General features: G+C 57.0%; 14 protein-coding genes. 7 read left to right on the top strand and 7 right to left on the bottom strand.

Annotated features, from left to right (window positions below; all coding sequences use genetic code 11):
* The first annotated feature begins 35 nt into the window (after positions 1–35).
* Both GSQ62_RS07460 and GSQ62_RS07465 read left to right on the top strand, forming a co-directional pair.
* Complete coding sequence (locus GSQ62_RS07460; RefSeq protein WP_161888927.1) at positions 36–1,007, top strand: KpsF/GutQ family sugar-phosphate isomerase; 972 nt, start codon at positions 36–38, stop codon at positions 1,005–1,007.
* Positions 1,008–1,009: 2 nt separating this feature from the next.
* Positions 1,010–2,086, top strand: coding sequence for a mannose-1-phosphate guanylyltransferase (locus GSQ62_RS07465; protein ID WP_161888928.1), 1,077 nt, complete (start codon positions 1,010–1,012; stop codon positions 2,084–2,086).
* Between the two features lie 143 nt (positions 2,087–2,229).
* Here GSQ62_RS07465 and rlmB read toward each other — a convergent pair whose 3' ends face one another.
* The 5 genes from rlmB to GSQ62_RS07490 form a co-directional block, all read right to left on the bottom strand.
* A complete protein-coding gene (gene rlmB / locus GSQ62_RS07470; RefSeq protein WP_161888929.1) occupies positions 2,230–3,057 on the bottom strand; it encodes a 23S rRNA (guanosine(2251)-2'-O)-methyltransferase RlmB in 828 nt (275 codons plus the stop codon).
* Positions 3,030–4,262 (bottom strand): GWxTD domain-containing protein, encoded by a 1,233-nt coding sequence (locus tag GSQ62_RS07475; protein WP_161888930.1) that lies wholly within the window; start codon positions 4,260–4,262, stop codon positions 3,030–3,032. The genes rlmB and GSQ62_RS07475 overlap by 28 nt, the downstream gene beginning before the upstream one ends.
* A 93-nt stretch (positions 4,263–4,355) precedes the next feature.
* On the bottom strand, positions 4,356–7,310 hold the full coding sequence (locus tag GSQ62_RS07480) for a glycosyltransferase family 117 protein (protein ID WP_161888931.1): 2,955 nt from the start codon (positions 7,308–7,310) through the stop codon (positions 4,356–4,358).
* A gap of 125 nt (positions 7,311–7,435) precedes the next feature.
* A complete protein-coding gene (locus tag GSQ62_RS07485; RefSeq protein WP_161888932.1) occupies positions 7,436–8,026 on the bottom strand; it encodes a T9SS type A sorting domain-containing protein in 591 nt (196 codons plus the stop codon).
* 478 nt (positions 8,027–8,504) lie between these two features.
* On the bottom strand, positions 8,505–9,254 hold the full coding sequence (locus tag GSQ62_RS07490) for a biotin--[acetyl-CoA-carboxylase] ligase (protein WP_161888933.1): 750 nt from the start codon (positions 9,252–9,254) through the stop codon (positions 8,505–8,507).
* A 49-nt stretch (positions 9,255–9,303) separates the two neighbouring features.
* Between GSQ62_RS07490 and rsfS the strand changes: the two genes are divergently transcribed.
* The 5 genes from rsfS (at position 9,304) to GSQ62_RS07515 (ending at position 14,109) form a co-directional block, all read left to right on the top strand.
* Positions 9,304–9,675, top strand: coding sequence for a ribosome silencing factor (rsfS, locus tag GSQ62_RS07495; protein ID WP_161888934.1), 372 nt, complete (start codon positions 9,304–9,306; stop codon positions 9,673–9,675).
* A gap of 71 nt (positions 9,676–9,746) precedes the next feature.
* The gene (gene ftsH / locus GSQ62_RS07500) at positions 9,747–11,882 is read left to right on the top strand and encodes an ATP-dependent zinc metalloprotease FtsH (RefSeq protein ID WP_161888935.1); all 2,136 of its coding nucleotides are present in this window, start codon (positions 9,747–9,749) and stop codon (positions 11,880–11,882) included.
* A gap of 11 nt (positions 11,883–11,893) precedes the next feature.
* Positions 11,894–12,547, top strand: coding sequence for a LutC/YkgG family protein (locus GSQ62_RS07505; RefSeq protein ID WP_161888936.1), 654 nt, complete (start codon positions 11,894–11,896; stop codon positions 12,545–12,547).
* Positions 12,531–13,301, top strand: a complete 771-nt coding sequence (locus tag GSQ62_RS07510) for a UDP-2,3-diacylglucosamine diphosphatase (RefSeq protein WP_161888937.1) — start codon at positions 12,531–12,533, stop codon at positions 13,299–13,301. The genes GSQ62_RS07505 and GSQ62_RS07510 overlap by 17 nt, the downstream gene beginning before the upstream one ends.
* A complete protein-coding gene (locus GSQ62_RS07515) occupies positions 13,291–14,109 on the top strand; it encodes a hypothetical protein (RefSeq protein WP_237587058.1) in 819 nt (272 codons plus the stop codon). The genes GSQ62_RS07510 and GSQ62_RS07515 overlap by 11 nt, the downstream gene beginning before the upstream one ends.
* A 3-nt stretch (positions 14,110–14,112) precedes the next feature.
* On the opposite strand, the gene GSQ62_RS07520 is transcribed toward GSQ62_RS07515, so the two are convergent.
* Together GSQ62_RS07520 and GSQ62_RS07525 are read right to left on the bottom strand one after the other, a co-directional pair.
* Positions 14,113–14,436, bottom strand: coding sequence for a DMT family transporter (locus tag GSQ62_RS07520; protein ID WP_161888938.1), 324 nt, complete (start codon positions 14,434–14,436; stop codon positions 14,113–14,115).
* 181 nt (positions 14,437–14,617) lie between these two features.
* A complete protein-coding gene (locus GSQ62_RS07525) occupies positions 14,618–15,490 on the bottom strand; it encodes a GNAT family N-acetyltransferase (protein WP_161888939.1) in 873 nt (290 codons plus the stop codon).
* Positions 15,491–15,544 lie beyond the last annotated feature (54 nt).

A 15,544-nucleotide genomic window follows, 5' to 3' on the forward strand; every position in this document is an offset into this window, starting at 1 on the left:
ACGTACTCCCTTAGAGTATACTATACAAATTTAATTTGAATCTCTCACATAAAATAACCCTCACCGCAAAAAAAGTCTTACAACTTGAGGCAGAGGCAATCGCCAGGCTGGCAGAATTCATTGACGAAGGGTTTGAGGAGTGTGTCAAGGCCATCCTTTCCATCAAAGGGCGCGTGGTGGTGACGGGCATCGGCAAGAGCGCGAACATCGCCCAGAAGATAGTAGCCACGCTGAACTCCACGGGTACGCCCGCCCTCTTTATGCACGCCGCCGATGCCATACACGGCGATCTGGGCATGATTCAGCAGGACGACTTCGTTATCTGCATCTCCAAAAGCGGCAACACCCCGGAGATAAAGGTGCTGGTGCCGCTGCTGAAGCGCAAAGACTCCAAACTGGCCGCCCTGGTCTCCAGCACCGACTCTTACCTCGCCAAGTGCGCCGACTATGTTTTGAACGCCCATGTGGAGCGCGAGGCCTGCCCCTTTAACCTGGCCCCCACCACCAGCACCACGGCGGCCCTTGCCCTCGGCGATGCGCTGGCCATATGCCTGCTCGAGGCCAGGGGGTTCAGCAGCGACGACTTTGCGCACCTGCACCCGGGCGGCTCGCTGGGCAAGCGCCTCTACCTGAAAGTGGGCGATTTATATACCCAGCACGAGGCGCCGCACGTATCGGAGAACGCCAGGCTGAAAGAGATTATCATTGAGATTTCCTCCAAGCGGCTGGGGGCCACCGCCGTTTTGGCAGCAGATACGGAAGAACTGGTCGGCATCATCACGGACGGCGACCTGCGGCGCATGCTCAACAAGTACGACTCGGTTGAAGGCATCACCGCCACCGACATCATGACACCGGCCCCGCTCACCATCGAGGCGTCGGCCTATGCCGTGGAAGCCCTGGCCCTCATGCAGCATAAAAGCATAACACAGCTGATTGTGACAAATTCAGGTAAATTTGGGGGCTTTGTACACCTGCACGACTTATTAAAGGAAGGACTTATATAGATATGAGAAACGACACTTACGTGGTCATTATGGCGGGCGGCATCGGAAGCCGCTTCTGGCCCTTCAGCCGCACCAATTACCCGAAACAGTTCCACGATGTGCTGGGCACAGGCGAAAGCATGCTGCAGATGACCATGAACCGCTTCCGGGACATATGCCCGGTCGAGAACGTGTTTGTGGTGACGAACAAGGACTACAAAGGCCTGGTGCAGCAGCAGTTACCGGACCTCAGCGAAAACCAGGTCTTGCTGGAGCCTATCGGCCGCAACACCGCCCCCTGCATCGCCTACGCCTCCTACAAAATCGCGCAGCTAAACCCCAACGCCAACCTGGTGGTGACGCCCTCCGACCACGTGGTGCTGAAGCAGAACGAGTTCACCAGCGTGATCAAGGAAGCCGTGGAGGCCGCCGCCCAGGATGATGTGCTGATTACGCTGGGCATCACGCCAAGCCGCCCCGACACCGGCTACGGCTATATACAGTACATCAACGACGATGCGCAGCGCATCAAAAAGGTGAAGACCTTTACTGAGAAGCCGAACCTCGAACTGGCCCAGATGTTCCTGGACAGCGGCGATTTTGTCTGGAACTCGGGTATCTTTATCTGGAACGTGCAGAGCATTCTGCGGGCATTCCGCCAGCAATTGCCCGAAATAAGCGAGATTTTCGAGGAGGGCACTTTGGCCATGAACACGCCGGAGGAGCAGAACTTTATTACGAGAGCCTACTCGCACTGCCGTAACGTGTCCATCGACTACGGCATTATGGAGAAGGTGGACAACGTGTTTGTGCTGCTGGCCGACATCGGGTGGTCTGACCTGGGCACCTGGAACTCGCTCTACACCATCAACGAGAAAGACGCGAACGGCAACGTGGTGGACGGCGAGGTGATGCTGTATGACACCAAAAACTGCATCGTGAAAACGCCAAAGGAAAGACTGGTGGTGCTGCAGGGCCTGGAGGATTACATCGTGGCCGAGTATGACAATGTGCTGATGATCTGTAAGAAGGGCGAAGAGCAGAAAGTGAAGGACTTTATGGCCGACGCCAAGTCCAAAAAAGGGCCGGATTATATATAGGCAACTGGTTTTAAACGGAAACAACCGCCTGCTTTGACAAAGGAAGAAGGGCAAGCGGCAAGGTGCTTAATCATGATAGCACTTTGCCCCTTGCCCTTCTTCTGTTACGATCCTTTTATATATAACTTACGCTGTTACCGGCTTCAGTGGCTGGTGTTGCTGCTGCTGTCATGGAGGCGCTGCTTCATGGCTTCGTACAGGATGATGCCGGTTGCCACGGATACATTGAGCGACCCGATCTGGCCCATCAGCGGGATGCGCACCCTTGCATCGGCGCGTTTCAGGTACTCCGGCGATATACCGTCCTCCTCGCTGCCCATGATGATGGCGGTCGGGCCTACCATATCTAATTCCGCATCCGTCAGGTTCTGCTCTGTTTTCTCGGTACAGGCCACCACCTGGAAGCCCGACTCCTTTAGATAGTCGATGGTGTCTTTCAGGTTCGGCTCGCGGCACACCGGCATGAGGTGCAGTGCCCCGGCGGAGGTCTTCACGGCATCCGCGTTTATCTGGGCGCCGCCGCGGCTCGGGATCACGATGGCGTGCACGCCCATGCACTCGGCGTTACGGGCGATGGAGCCGAAGTTCCGCACGTCCGTCACCCGGTCCAGGATCAGCAGCAGGGGGTTCTTGCCCTGTTCAAACAGCGCCGTCACAGTTTCCTGCAGCGGCACATAGGAGATGGGCGAAATAAGGGCCACGGCGCCCTGATGGTTCTTGCGCGTGAGGTTGTTGAGTTTCTCCAGCGGCACGGTTACCACCGGCACCTCAAACCGCTTCGCCAGCTGCACAATCTCGTCGGTGGCCGGGTTCCTGGCCCCGCGCTGCAGGAAAATCTTCTCCAGCTCTTTTCCGGCCGACAGCGCCTCCAGGATGGGGCGGGTCCCGAAAATCATCTCACTTTTATCGTCCCTTGATGTCCTGGGGCCACCGGGGCGGTTGCCTATGTACTTATTCTGCCTGCTCTCCATTTTGCTACTGCGCTGTACCAACTGTCGCCGTACTCGCGCCGCCGTATCAGCTCATAATGATTTCGGGTAAAGGTATTCTCTTTTTTGGTAAAAACGAATTTGATATAGGGCCGCTCCGCCGCGTCGCGGTATATCCAGGTGATATCAGAGCCGTTTTCAGTAACCTGGCTGGGCTGCCCGAAGACGATGTAAATCATGCCCCTGTCGGTGGACCAGCCCGCCTTGTGCGAGGAGAAGCGCCTGTTCGCCAGTTCCACGCGCTTATAAAACTCCCGGATGAGGGCGCGCGCTTCGGCCTTGCTGCCGCCCAACTGCAGCCAAAACCTGTCCATAGCGGCCTTGGCATTTTTCGCCTCCGAAAGCGCCTTCCGCTCCTCTGAGGTAGTCAGGTACACGAGGGGCTGCAGCATTTCCTGTGGCCGCGTTATCAGCGGGAAACGGTTCGGCATCACCAGCAGGCCCCTGGCAAAGGCTGTGTTTGGGTCCAGGAGGTATATCCCCTCCTGCCGCAGCGCCACAGTGTCCGCGGCCCCGATGGTATACGTGTCGGTTGCGGAGAGCGTGCGCGGGCCCGCAGGGGCCCGCATGGACATCGGCGGTGCGGCGGGCATAAAGTCGGGCTCGAAGCGCTGCACCGTTACCGTACCTGAATCTGCCCCGAAATGCTGCACCCGTAATCTATCGGACGTGGTGGCGTAGTTCTGCAGCAGCGGCTGGCCGGTGGTGGCGTTTACCAGCAGGTAGTTCTTCTGCAGCATGCTGCTGTGCAGGGGCAGTCTGAACTTCGTTTCCATCAGTTCCTGCCCCATCAACTGCTGCCACAGCCGGAAGTGCAGCACATGGCCATCCTGTACCACCTGCGCCGGCAGCGCCACCTCCACCGTCACTTCCCCTTCCTTATCTGTTATTTTTCTTTTGGGCATGTCCACGGAGTCGCTGGCCACCACCGCGTCTTTCTCTGAGCCCCCTGCCCTTATGGCGTACTCATAGGAGGTGGCGGCCTGCAGGGGGTCCAGCACCTGTCGTGCATCCTCAATCCGCAGGATCAGGTGCAGGCTGTCGTTGCTGGCGTAATAGCTGTGCTGCATCATCATCTCCGGCGACTCCTGCTTCACGACAACGGGCTGTAGCCTCTCGGGCGGCAGCCCGCCACCGCATCCTGTCATCAGCAACAGCAAAAGGAGGAGCGCAGCGGTGTTTTTCATTTCCGGTTATATATGAGGTACCAGCATCAATCAGAAAGGCCGGACAGTAGTACTACTATCCGGCCTTTTTTACTGCATCTGCAGCGGTTTTGTTTAGCGGCGCATGCGCTGCAGGTACTGCATAAACTGCTGCTGCAACTGCGCTGCGCGGTCCTGCAGACCGAGGCTCTCGGCAGCGCCAATCAGTTGCTGCAGCACCACCATGTTTGTCTGTATCTCGGTGTCGAACAGGGCACCCTTGGCAAAGTAGTAGTCAAGGGCCTTCTGCGAGTCCTGCGCCATCTCGTTCAGCAGTTGCTCAGCCTTCTCAGGCTCTCCCAGGGCGTCATATATAGGGATGAACTGCGGCGTGTAGTAGTCGTAGGGCACAGTGCTGCCCGGCAATACCTTGAAGGCGTAATCTACAACCTCTTTTGCTTTAGCGGTGTTGCCATCTTCCAGGTAAGCCTCTGCCAGGCGGGCGAACTTGTCGCGGGCGTTGGCCGAGAAGCGGTAGTAGTTCTCGTCGTAGAAGATGTCGGGGTCATCGAAATTGCGGAACTCGAACTCCTTCATCATGTTCTCATACATCACCTCCTTGTTCACGAAGCCCGCCTCCTCCGGATCCGTTGACTTGACAGGCACCACCCTGTAGGCCAGGCCCTCTAGCTGGAAATAGTCGGAGAGCCCCATGAAGTCGGCGCTGTTGACGGTGGTGGAGAAGTAGATTGGCCGCTCCCAGTCGTTGGTGGCCAGCAGGTCCAGCATCACCAGGTGCTTCTTCTCCAGCAGCGACTTGTTGATGGTCCACTGCATGCGGCTCACAATCTCGTCTTCCTTCTCGTCGGCCACAAAGCCCATTTCCCGCACTTTTTCCGGGTCTACGTTCAGGCTAAATATTTTGGTGGGCATGGTGAGCAGCGTGGTGCCCTGGCCATACTCCACCTGCAGGGCCGGGTGGTTTTGCTTCACGAGGTCGATGTACTGGTCGAGGTCGATGCCAGAGGCCACCTGCGGGCGCTCCACATAGGGCAGATAGTCGTTGGTGCCCTGGCGGTAGTTCTTCATCTCCAGCGTCAGCGGCCAGGGCGCCGACTCATAAGACGGGCGCTTCATCTGCTCAATGTACCAGTCCGTGTTCAGATAACTGAGTACGGCCACCCGCACGTCGGTGCGGTAGCCCTCCACTTCCTGCGCATACCACAGCGGGAACGTGTCGTTGTCGCCGTTCGTGAACAGGATAGCATTCGGGGCTACGGAATCAAGCAGGTTCTTGGCAGAGTCCACGGAGTGGTAGCGGCCGGACCGGTCGTGGTCGTCCCATCCCTCGGCAGCCATGATGGCCGGCACGGCCAAGCCGATGACGGTGGCTGTGACCGCCCGCGCCTGCTTGTTTTGGAGGAACCTCCCCAGCAGGTCAGCCAGCCCCATCACGCCCAGGCCAATCCAGATACTGAAGGCGTAGAACGAACCGGCGAAGGTATAATCGCGCTCCCGCGGCTCCACGGGGGGCTGGTTCAGGTAGAGGGCAATGGCGATGCCCGTGAAGAAGAACAGCAGGCCGATCACAAAAGCGTCGCGCTCCGCCTTCCGCACCTGGTATATAAGCCCCAGCACGCCGATGAGCAGCGGCAGCAGGAAAAAGTAGTTGCGGGCCTCGCTCTCGAGCACACGTTCCGGTATGCTGGAGTCATTATTTGGGAACCACAGCACCCCGGCATTCTGCACATCGCTCTCTCGCCCCACGAAGTTCCAGAGGAAGTAGCGCCAGTACATGAACCCCAACTGGTAGCGCATCAGGAAACTCAGGTTTTGCCCAAACGTCGGCGCCTGGCCTTCGCGCAGGTCCACCCACTTTTTATAGGCGTCTATATGCTGCGACTGGTCGCTGTAGATGCGCGGCAGCAGGGTTTTGTCTTTGCTGTCATATATGGGTTCGATCTTGGGGCTGGTGGGTATATAGCGGTCTTCGCCCCGGATGTAGCGCGGCTCGCCCTCTTCCTGCGCAATCGGCTGGGCGTTGTACTGCGGGCCATATAGCAGCGGCCGGTCGCCGTACTGCTCGCGCTTGAGGTACGACACAAACGAGAGGATATCGTCCGGGTCGTTCTCGTCGATGGTCGGGTCGTAGGAGGATCGGATCGGGATCATCATATAGGATGAGTAGCCAATCAGCACGAACACAAAGGAGAGCAGGGCCGTGTTGAGGATGCGGTTGCTGTGTTTGATAGAGTAGCGCAGGCCAAAGATGATCAGCCCCACCAGCAGGATTACAAAAATGATGAGCCCGGAGCCGAACGGCAGCCCGAAGGAGTTCACGAAAAACACCTCGAAGTTACCCGCCAGCGTCGGAAGGCCCGGAATAATGCCCCAGAGAATGGCCATCACGATGACGGCGCTGATGGCAAAGGCGATGACGCCTCCCCAGAAAGTGGGCTTGTAGAGGCGGAAGTAATAGATGAATGCCAGCGCGGGGATGGTGACCAGGTTGAGCAGGTGCGCCCCGATGGAGAGCCCCACCAGGTAAGCGATCAGGATCAGCCACTTATCAGAGTGGGCCTCCCCCACCTTCGCCTCCCAGCGCAGCATGGCCCAGAACACGATGGCGGTGAAAAAGGAGGACATGGCATATACCTCCGCCTCCACAGCCGAAAACCAGGCCGAGTCGGAGAAAGTGTAGGCCAGCGCTCCCACGGCGCCGCTGCCCATAATCAGCAGCACGTTGCCTGTTGTCGGCTCCGCCCCCTCCCTGACCAGCAGCCTGCGCGCCAGTATGGTGATGGTCCAGAACAGGAACAGCACCGTGAAGGAACTGCAAAGCGCCGAAAGCAGGTTCACCCACCAGGCCACCTGCGACGGCTCGGAGGCGAACATGGAGAACAGGCGGCCCACCAGCAGGTAGAAAGGAGCCCCGGGCGGGTGCGGCACCAAAAGCTTATAGGAACTGGCGATAAATTCGCCGGCATCCCAGAAGCTGGCCGTCGGCTCGAGCGTGAGAACATAGGTTAGCGTCGCGATAAAGAAAACGACCCAGCCCACGATGTTGTTTATCTTCCGATAATTCGTCATAACGGTAATTGATTCAGCCCCGAAAATAATAAATAATGTAAAGCGGCTGCGTAATAATTAGATGTTTATAAAGAAAAAGCCGACCAGTTGGTCGGCTTATATATTCATTGCGGATCAGAGCAGCCTTACTTTTGGAGCACCAGGCGCTTTGTCTCCACCGTTTTGTCGTTCACCAGCAGGCTGTAAAAATACACGCCGGAGGGATAGCTGCTCAGGTCCAGCTCTACTTCCATGGTTTCGGCTGGCGCCAGCTCATGCACCCTGATCACGCGGCCAATGGTGTTGGAGATGCGGATCTTGTAGCTGTTGTCGCCGGGCAGGCTGAGCGCCAGGCGCGTGATGCCGCGCGACGGGTTAGGGTACGCGTTGATGGAAGGCACCGGCTTGATTTCACGCCCCGGAGCCAGCGTAGCCAGGGTGATGCGGGCATATGCCGCCTTATCTGATTTTGCCTCCACCACATGAAACGCCTGGCTTACGGCAGATGCATATAGCCTGGAGCAGGTGTGCTTCTGTGGATTCGCTACAAAGGCCGGTCGGGAGTTATTCGCAGAAACAACCAGCTGTCCGCCGCCCTTCTCCGTCATAAGCTTCCAGATGGTGCCTCCGCCATTACTTGCCGGAGCCACGCTCCCGTTCACGCCGGTTGCCGCAAAACTCAGCAGGTGCGTGGCGATAAGTGTCACTACTAATATTGCTCTTGTAAAAATTCTCATGTATAGCTCGCTTTTATAAACCGTCGAAGATAAGACCCACGTACTCCAAATATAGCCTAAATTAACTTAAAACCCCGCACGTTATTTTAAATATCTGTCATCCCGCCATACTAACAGCCAGTTTCTACCGTTAAGCGCCCCCGCCCCCCTTTCAGGATCATCAACTACCATGCCTTTTTCTGGCGGACTTGCATTCTTTATAAATAAAAAAGCACAGCGCCCGCGGGCAAGGAACGTCACCGCACCCGTACCTGTAAGCGGGCGGCCATATATAACCCGGGCACAAAAGCCTATGTAACTTTACAGGGAACGATTGTTTCAGCTGCTTCTAAGCGGGCTTCAGTCCGCTTAGAAGCAGCTGAACCGCGGACTGAAGCCCGCTTCTTCACTGGTTTGGCTCTCTCAGGCAGCTTATATATAACTCAGGCCATATATAAAACTGGCTCGGAAAGCCCGGGGCTGGACCAAAAGCACCCGGTCAGAGGATATAGCTGACTTCCTTGAAGCCGAAGTACCGCAGCCTGTTCCCGATTTCCAGCGCCAGGCGGCCTTCCTCGTCCACGCCCACTAGCTGGGCCCGCACCTGCCGGCCGTCGATGCTGTAGGCATGCACCTCCTGATAGCGGTAAAGTGCCTGCAGGTAGGCGTGCCGCAACTCGCTGGCCTGGCCACTGCGCAGCTGCAGGTAGCGCTTTTCCAGCAACTCCAGCAGCCGCACCGTCACAGTCTCCACCTCCAGGGCAGCGCCCGCCGCGCAGGCCATCGAAGTGGCCGTGGGGCTCTCGAACCGTAACTGGTTCACATTTAAACCAATCCCGACGATGCTGTGTTGTAGCCTATGACCGTTGACAGAATTTTCTATCAGAATCCCGCCGAGTTTCTTATCTTGAAAATATAAATCGTTTGGCCACTTGACCTGCGCCCCCGTCAGGCCCTGCTCACGGAGCAGGTCGAGCGCTGCCAGCGACACCGCCATGTTGAGGTAAAACTGCCGCCGGGCGGCCAGGAACGAGGGGAACAGGATCACAGAGAGGGTCACGTTTTTTCCCGGCTCGGCCTCCCATGTATTGCCGCGCTGCCCACGCCCCTGGGTCTGGTGGCCGGCCACAATGGTGCAGCCCTCTGTGGCCTCGTTTTTGATAAGGAGCAGGTGAGCTTCTGCGTTGGTAGACCCGCAAACTGGCAGAAAATAAAGCTGCTGGCCTACAAACAGTGTATGAGGCAACATATATACGCGTAAAATTAGTACTTTTGTAGACCAAATTTAAAGAGCACAAATGAAAGAAACCAAGGTTGAGGCTACTTCAGACATATTGGCAGAGCTAGTGGTAAAGGGAATGCAGGAAAAGAAAGCGACCGATATTGTTGTGATCAACCTCAAATCGCTTAAAAACGCTGTATCCGACTACTTCGTCATAGCATCCGCCAACTCCGACACGCAGATAGACGCCATCGCCACCTCCATCGAAGAGGAGGTCTTCAAATCAGTGCGGCAGAACCCGTGGCAAAGCGAGGGCCGCACCAACAACGAGTGGGTGCTGCTGGACTACGTAAACGTAGTGGCGCACATTTTCCTGAAAGACAAGCGCGAGTTTTATGCGTTGGAGGAGCTTTGGGGCGACGCCAAAATAGAGCACGTAGCGTCATAACAAACATTTATGGCCGCACCCGAACATTTCGTGCAGGCCTGTGTTTCTCATGTATCTGAATTTAAACATCAATGGCAGAAAATAATAACAAAGGCAACAACAAGAAGAAAAAGCCGATGATCCCGAACACGCCGCCACGGCCCACCATGCAGTTGTGGATGCTGGCGGTGCTCATTCTGCTGATCTTCGGGCTGACTTACCTGAACAAGAGCAACTCCACCGTAGAAACCACCCAACAGGAGTTTGAGGAGATGCTGCTGAGCGGCGACGTGAAGAAGCTGACCATCGTGAACGGGAAGACCGTGGAGGTGACCCTGAAGGAAGAGGCGCTGCAGAACGACAAGTACAAGACGGAGCTGAACAACCAGGATGCCCTCGGAGGGATAGAGCAGGGACCGCATTACCACTTCCAGATTATCTCTGCTGAAACCTTTAAGGAAGACCTGGAGAAGATGCAGGAGAACGTCCCGAAAGACCAGCGGGTGGGCTACACCCTGGATACCCGCTCCAGCTTTGCCGACTTCTTCCTGCAGTGGGGCTTCCTGATTCTGCTGGTGTTCGGCTTCTGGTTCCTGATGCGCCGTGTCACCACGGGTGGCGCAGGAGGCCAGATATTCAACATCGGCAAGTCGAAGGCGGCCCTTTTTGATGCGGAGAACAAGGTAAAGATCACGTTTAAGGACGTGGCGGGCCTGGAAGAGGCAAAGGAGGAGGTGCAGGAGATCGTGGAGTTCCTGAAGACGCCATCTAAGTTCACCATACTCGGCGGTAAAATACCGAAAGGCGCGTTGCTGGTGGGCCCTCCGGGTACAGGAAAAACCCTTCTGGCGAAAGCCGTGGCGGGTGAGGCGGACGTACCGTTCTTCTCGCTGTCCGGCTCCGACTTCGTGGAGATGTTTGTGGGGGTGGGCGCTGCCCGTGTGCGCGACCTGTTCAAGCAGGCGAAGGCCAAGGCGCCTTGTATCATCTTTATCGATGAGATTGACGCCATTGGCCGCCACCGCAGCCGCGGCTCGACGCCCGGCGGCAACGACGAGCGGGAGAACACCCTGAACTCCCTGCTGGTGGAGATGGACGGCTTCGCCACTGACTCCGGGGTGATTATCCTGGCCGCGACCAACCGCCCTGACACACTGGACTCTGCCTTGCTGCGCCCCGGCCGTTTCGACCGCCAGATCAGCATCGACAAGCCCGACATTAACGGCCGCACCGAGATCTTTAACGTACACCTGAAGCCACTGACGCTGGCCCCGGACGTGAACGCAAAGAAACTTGCCGCCCAGACCCCGGGCTTTGCGGGCGCCGAAATCGCGAACGTCTGTAACGAGGCGGCCCTTATCGCGGCCCGCCGGAACAAGAAAGCGGTAGACCAGCAGGACTTCAACGACGCGATTGACCGTGTGATTGGCGGTCTGGAGAAGAAGAACAAGATTATATCTCCGGAAGAGAAGAAAATTGTGGCGTACCATGAGGCGGGTCACGCAGTGGCTGGCTGGTTTCTGGAGCACGCCGACCCGTTGGTGAAGGTGAGCATCGTGCCGCGCGGTGTGGCGGCATTAGGCTACGCGCAGTATCTTCCGAAAGAGCAGTTCTTATATACGACTGAGCAGCTGATAGACGAAATGTGCATGGCACTTGGCGGCCGTGCCGCAGAAGAGCTTGTGTTCGGCAAAATCTCGACGGGCGCCCTGAGCGACCTGGAGCGCATCACGAAAATGGCGTACAGCATCGTGACGATGTACGGCATGAACAAGAAGATCGGCAACGTGTCGTTCTATGACTCGAAGCAAAGCTCCGACTATACCTTCAGCAAGCCCTATTCCGAAGCTACTGCCCAGACAATAGACGAGGAAGTGCGCGTGATCATCCAGGCGGCTTACGACCGCACCAAACAACTGCTGACGGATAAGGGTCCGGAGTTGGAAGTAATAGCCCAGGAGCTGCTGGCGAAGGAAATTCTGTTCCAGAGCGATTTGGAGCGCCTGGTGGGTCCGCGTCCGTTTGAGGCGCTCACCGCTTACCAGGCACACACCGCCGGTACGGACCGCAGCCAGACGCTGAGCGAAGTGGAGCAGCACGCTCCCGTGGAGCAAGGCTTGACGCAGCACCCGGAGCAGGAAGAAGGCCAGGTGCCGGGCACTCCACTCAACGGCAACGGCAACATCCCCGCGGAGCAGGACGATTCTGTAAACTCAAGAAGAGCTTGACCTGAACAGGCATGTACGAAGCAAAATCAAAAGAAATAGTTTTAAGAAGAGTAAGAGAGGCGCTGGCTAAGTCGGCGCCTTTTCTGCCTCCTACCCCTGATTTCACCTCGCCGCTGTACCCGGTGGTGCCCATCGAGGATATGTCCATCCTGTTCGCGGAGAACTTTATCCGCAATGCCGGGGTGTTCATCTACTGCGAGAACCAGGAAGACTTCTTCGACCAGCTTTATATATATAAAAAAGAGCAGCACCTGCAGCACCTGTACGTATGGGAGCGCAACCTGCAGGCAGCCCTCGCGCATGCGGGCATCGAGTTCAGCGACAATGACGAAACTTTTGTGCAAGACGCGGAGGCCAGCCTCACCACCTGCGAGTCCCTCATCACCCGCACGGGCAGCATTCTGGTGAGTTCGGCAAACGCCGGAGGCCGCCGGCTGAGCATCTATCCGCCCACCCACATGGTGGTGGCGCAGGGCAGCCAACTGGTGCCGGATATAAAAGACGCCCTGCAGCGCCTGCGCAACAAGTATAAAGAGAATTTCCCATCCATGGTTTCGGTGGTGAGTGGGCCAAGCCGCACAGCTGACATTGAGAAGACGCTGGTGATGGGTGCCCACGGCCCGAAGCAGCTAGTCCTGTTCCTGATTGATGACCTTCCGCATTAACGAACTCTTACCAGGAAAGAAAGTATACTTTGCCTCTGATTTCCATTTGGGCGTGCCCGATGCCGAGACCAGCAGGGCAAGGGAGCAGAAGATAGTGCGGTGGCTGGAGACGGCGCGGCAGGATGCGGCGGCAGTGCTGCTTGTCGGGGACATCTTCGACTTCTGGTTTGAGTACAGGCACACCATCCCGAAAGGCTTTGTGCGGCTGCAGGGCAAGCTGGCCGAGCTGACGGACAGTGGCATTCCGGTGCTGCTCTTCACGGGCAATCACGACATGTGGATGTTCGACTACTTCCCCACGGAACTTAATATACCGGTGCTGCGCGAGCCTATTTCCACTACTTTTGGAGACAAAACATTCTATATAGGACACGGCGACGGCCTCGGCCCCGGTGACCACACCTACAAGCTGCTGAAGCGGGTGTTTGACAACAAGGCCTGCCAGTGGCTGTTTGGGCGGGTGCATCCGAACCTGGGCATCGGGGTGGCGAACAGGTGGTCGAGGAGGAGCCGCATCAGCAACAACAAGAAAGATGAGGCCTTTATGGGCGAAGAGGAGTGGCTGCTCCAGTATTGCCGCGAGGTGGAGAAAGTGCAGCACCATGACTATTATATCTTCGGGCACCGCCACCTGCCCCTCGACCTGCCCATCGGCGACAGCAGCCGCTACCTGAACCTGGGGGAGTGGGTCAATTTTTGCACCTACGCCGTATATGACGGCGACACGCTACAACTGAAGACCTTTGAAGACTAAGGCATATAAATACCTGCTGCTGCTGGTGCTGCTTCTGGCTCCCGGGTATGCCTCCTTTTCTCAGCAGTTGCGCTATAGCCACAGCTTCCCGATCAGTTCCCCAACCACTATCTCGCAGGACCGCAACGGCTATATATACCTGCTGGACCCGCTGCACAACCTCGCGCGCCTCGACTCGGTGGGCCGCCCCGTGGATACCTTCTCCCCTCCTACCCGTGGCCGCATCAGCAACATAGAGGCCTGGAACCCGATGAAAATCCTGCTTTTTTATGAAGACCGGCAGTCGCTTCTTTTGCTCGACAGGTTCCTGCGCCCTATCAGCAGCACCGAACTGCGCGACCTCAACTACCAAGGCATCGCCAAGGTTGCCACGCTCGCTGCCGATGACGGCTTCTGGCTCTTCGACGAAACCAACCTCACCTTGAGCAAGCTGGACCTGCGCCTGCGCAGCGTATCCGCGGAAACACCCCTCAACCTTATCCTGGACAAGGCCCGCTTCGATGTGCGGCAGTTGCGGGAGTACCAGAACATGCTCTACCTGCTGGACTACAACAACGGCATTTATGTGTTCGACAACCTGGGCAACTACAAGAAAAGCATGCCGCTAAAGGGCATCAGTCATATCGGCTTCCGGGGAAACAAGCTGTTCTTTGTGCAGGAGGGGCAGCTGCACTTTTATGATTTATATACCTCCGAAAAGCGAAGCATCGACCTGCCGGAGCAGAAGTTATATATAACCGCCCTCGCCGGGGATAACCACCTGTACCTTTTCACAGACGACGCGGTGGACATATATAACTGGCAGTAACGGTTACTTTGCCCCGGAAAACACCTTCAGCCCCACCACACCCGCTATAATCAGCAGGAGGCAAATGACCCGGATAAGGTCGCGCGGCTCGTTGAGAAACACCATTCCGAGTATGGCCGTGCCCGCCGCCCCGATGCCTGTCCAGATGCCGTAGGCGGTGCCCAGCGGCAGGTGCTTCATCGCCTGCGCCAGCAGCACAAAGCTCAGAATCATCACGATAACGGTTACCACGCTCACGCCTATTTTCGTGAACCCTTCGCTGTACTTCAGCCCGAAGGCCCAGCCAATCTCACAGATGCCCGCCAGAATCAGGTATACCCACGCCATGTTCATTTCTCAGGTGTTGGTTTAGTTGAGGCGCAAAGATACGAAATAGATTCGCCGGGTTCACACTGGTTATATATAGCCAGGCGTATTCGAGCTGCATGAAATGAACCTGCCTGTGGCACAGGCAGCATATATAAATTTATATATAACCCGAGCGCAAAGTATATAGAAAGTGCCCGGCCTATACGACGATCGGAAGCAGCATCTCGTATTGCCGGAGCACATGGCTGAAGTGGCGCCGCCCGAGGTATGAGACAAGGGAGGTGGTGTCAAGATCAATATTTACGAACATGAGCGCGGGAGCCGAAGTGTGTTGCACCGCCTCGCGCAGCAGGGCCGTGCCAATGCCTTTGCCGCGTCTGCGGGCGTCTACGGCAAACTGCGCCACAGAACCAGTATGGGGAAAGAAAGCGATATAGCCGGCAATTTCCTGCTCCGTATCCCGGGCCTCCAGCATTATTTTCTCATCGGGGCTTTTCCGGATGGCCTCCGCCGTGTTTTGCCACGATGGTTCCGCATCCCTAAAGCGGCTATATGCCTCCCAATCAGGCCTTGTGGTGGCGGCAACGGTTATACCCTCCGGTTCCGCCACGCCCAGCAGCAACTCGCTCTTCTGCGCCCTGAACAAATCCAGCGTGCGCGTCACCCTGAACCCGATGGCCTTGTAAGACCGCAGCGCGGGGGCGTTCTCCCGTATCACCTCCAGCAGGCACTGCTCCATGCCGCTCTCCCTTAGCTTGGGCAGCATAAAAGCATATAACTGTTGCGTCAGGTTGTAGCCCCTGTACTGCGGCAGCACGCCCGTGCCGGCATTGTAGGCCGTCGGCCTGCCCTGCCACTCCCCCAGGCCTGTCAGGACGAAGCCCACCATCCCGGTGCCCACATAAGCCGCCACACAGAAGGACGGCACGATTCCCTCCCGCTTGATTTTAGCCCTGAACTGCTCCGCGCTCAGGTGGACAGGCATCAGGTAATCCGCAAACGCCTGCAGAAACGTCTCGTGCAGTTGGGGCAGGTCTTTTTCCGCGAGAAAGTTAAATCGAAAGTCGGGCATGCTTGCTGTATCCGGTAAGGCTGTAGTCTGTCTACGTTTAACCACAGAAAGATA

The organism is Pontibacter russatus, from assembly GCF_009931655.1.
Taxonomy (GTDB): Bacteria; Bacteroidota; Bacteroidia; order Cytophagales; family Hymenobacteraceae; genus Pontibacter; species Pontibacter russatus.

Coding starts and splice junctions, on each gene's coding strand:
- ftsH (WP_161888935.1), top strand. CDS start 9,747: ATGGCAGAAAATAATAACAAAGGCAACAACAAGAAGAAAAAGCCGATG.
- rlmB (WP_161888929.1), bottom strand. CDS start 3,057: ATGGAGAGCAGGCAGAATAAGTACATAGGCAACCGCCCCGGTGGCCCC.
- GSQ62_RS07505 (WP_161888936.1), top strand. CDS start 11,894: ATGTACGAAGCAAAATCAAAAGAAATAGTTTTAAGAAGAGTAAGAGAG.
- GSQ62_RS07475 (WP_161888930.1), bottom strand. CDS start 4,262: ATGAAAAACACCGCTGCGCTCCTCCTTTTGCTGTTGCTGATGACAGGA.
- GSQ62_RS07465 (WP_161888928.1), top strand. CDS start 1,010: ATGAGAAACGACACTTACGTGGTCATTATGGCGGGCGGCATCGGAAGC.
- GSQ62_RS07490 (WP_161888933.1), bottom strand. CDS start 9,254: ATGTTGCCTCATACACTGTTTGTAGGCCAGCAGCTTTATTTTCTGCCA.
- GSQ62_RS07480 (WP_161888931.1), bottom strand. CDS start 7,310: ATGACGAATTATCGGAAGATAAACAACATCGTGGGCTGGGTCGTTTTC.
- GSQ62_RS07485 (WP_161888932.1), bottom strand. CDS start 8,026: ATGAGAATTTTTACAAGAGCAATATTAGTAGTGACACTTATCGCCACG.
- GSQ62_RS07510 (WP_161888937.1), top strand. CDS start 12,531: ATGACCTTCCGCATTAACGAACTCTTACCAGGAAAGAAAGTATACTTT.
- GSQ62_RS07525 (WP_161888939.1), bottom strand. CDS start 15,490: ATGCCCGACTTTCGATTTAACTTTCTCGCGGAAAAAGACCTGCCCCAA.
- GSQ62_RS07520 (WP_161888938.1), bottom strand. CDS start 14,436: ATGGCGTGGGTATACCTGATTCTGGCGGGCATCTGTGAGATTGGCTGG.
- rsfS (WP_161888934.1), top strand. CDS start 9,304: ATGAAAGAAACCAAGGTTGAGGCTACTTCAGACATATTGGCAGAGCTA.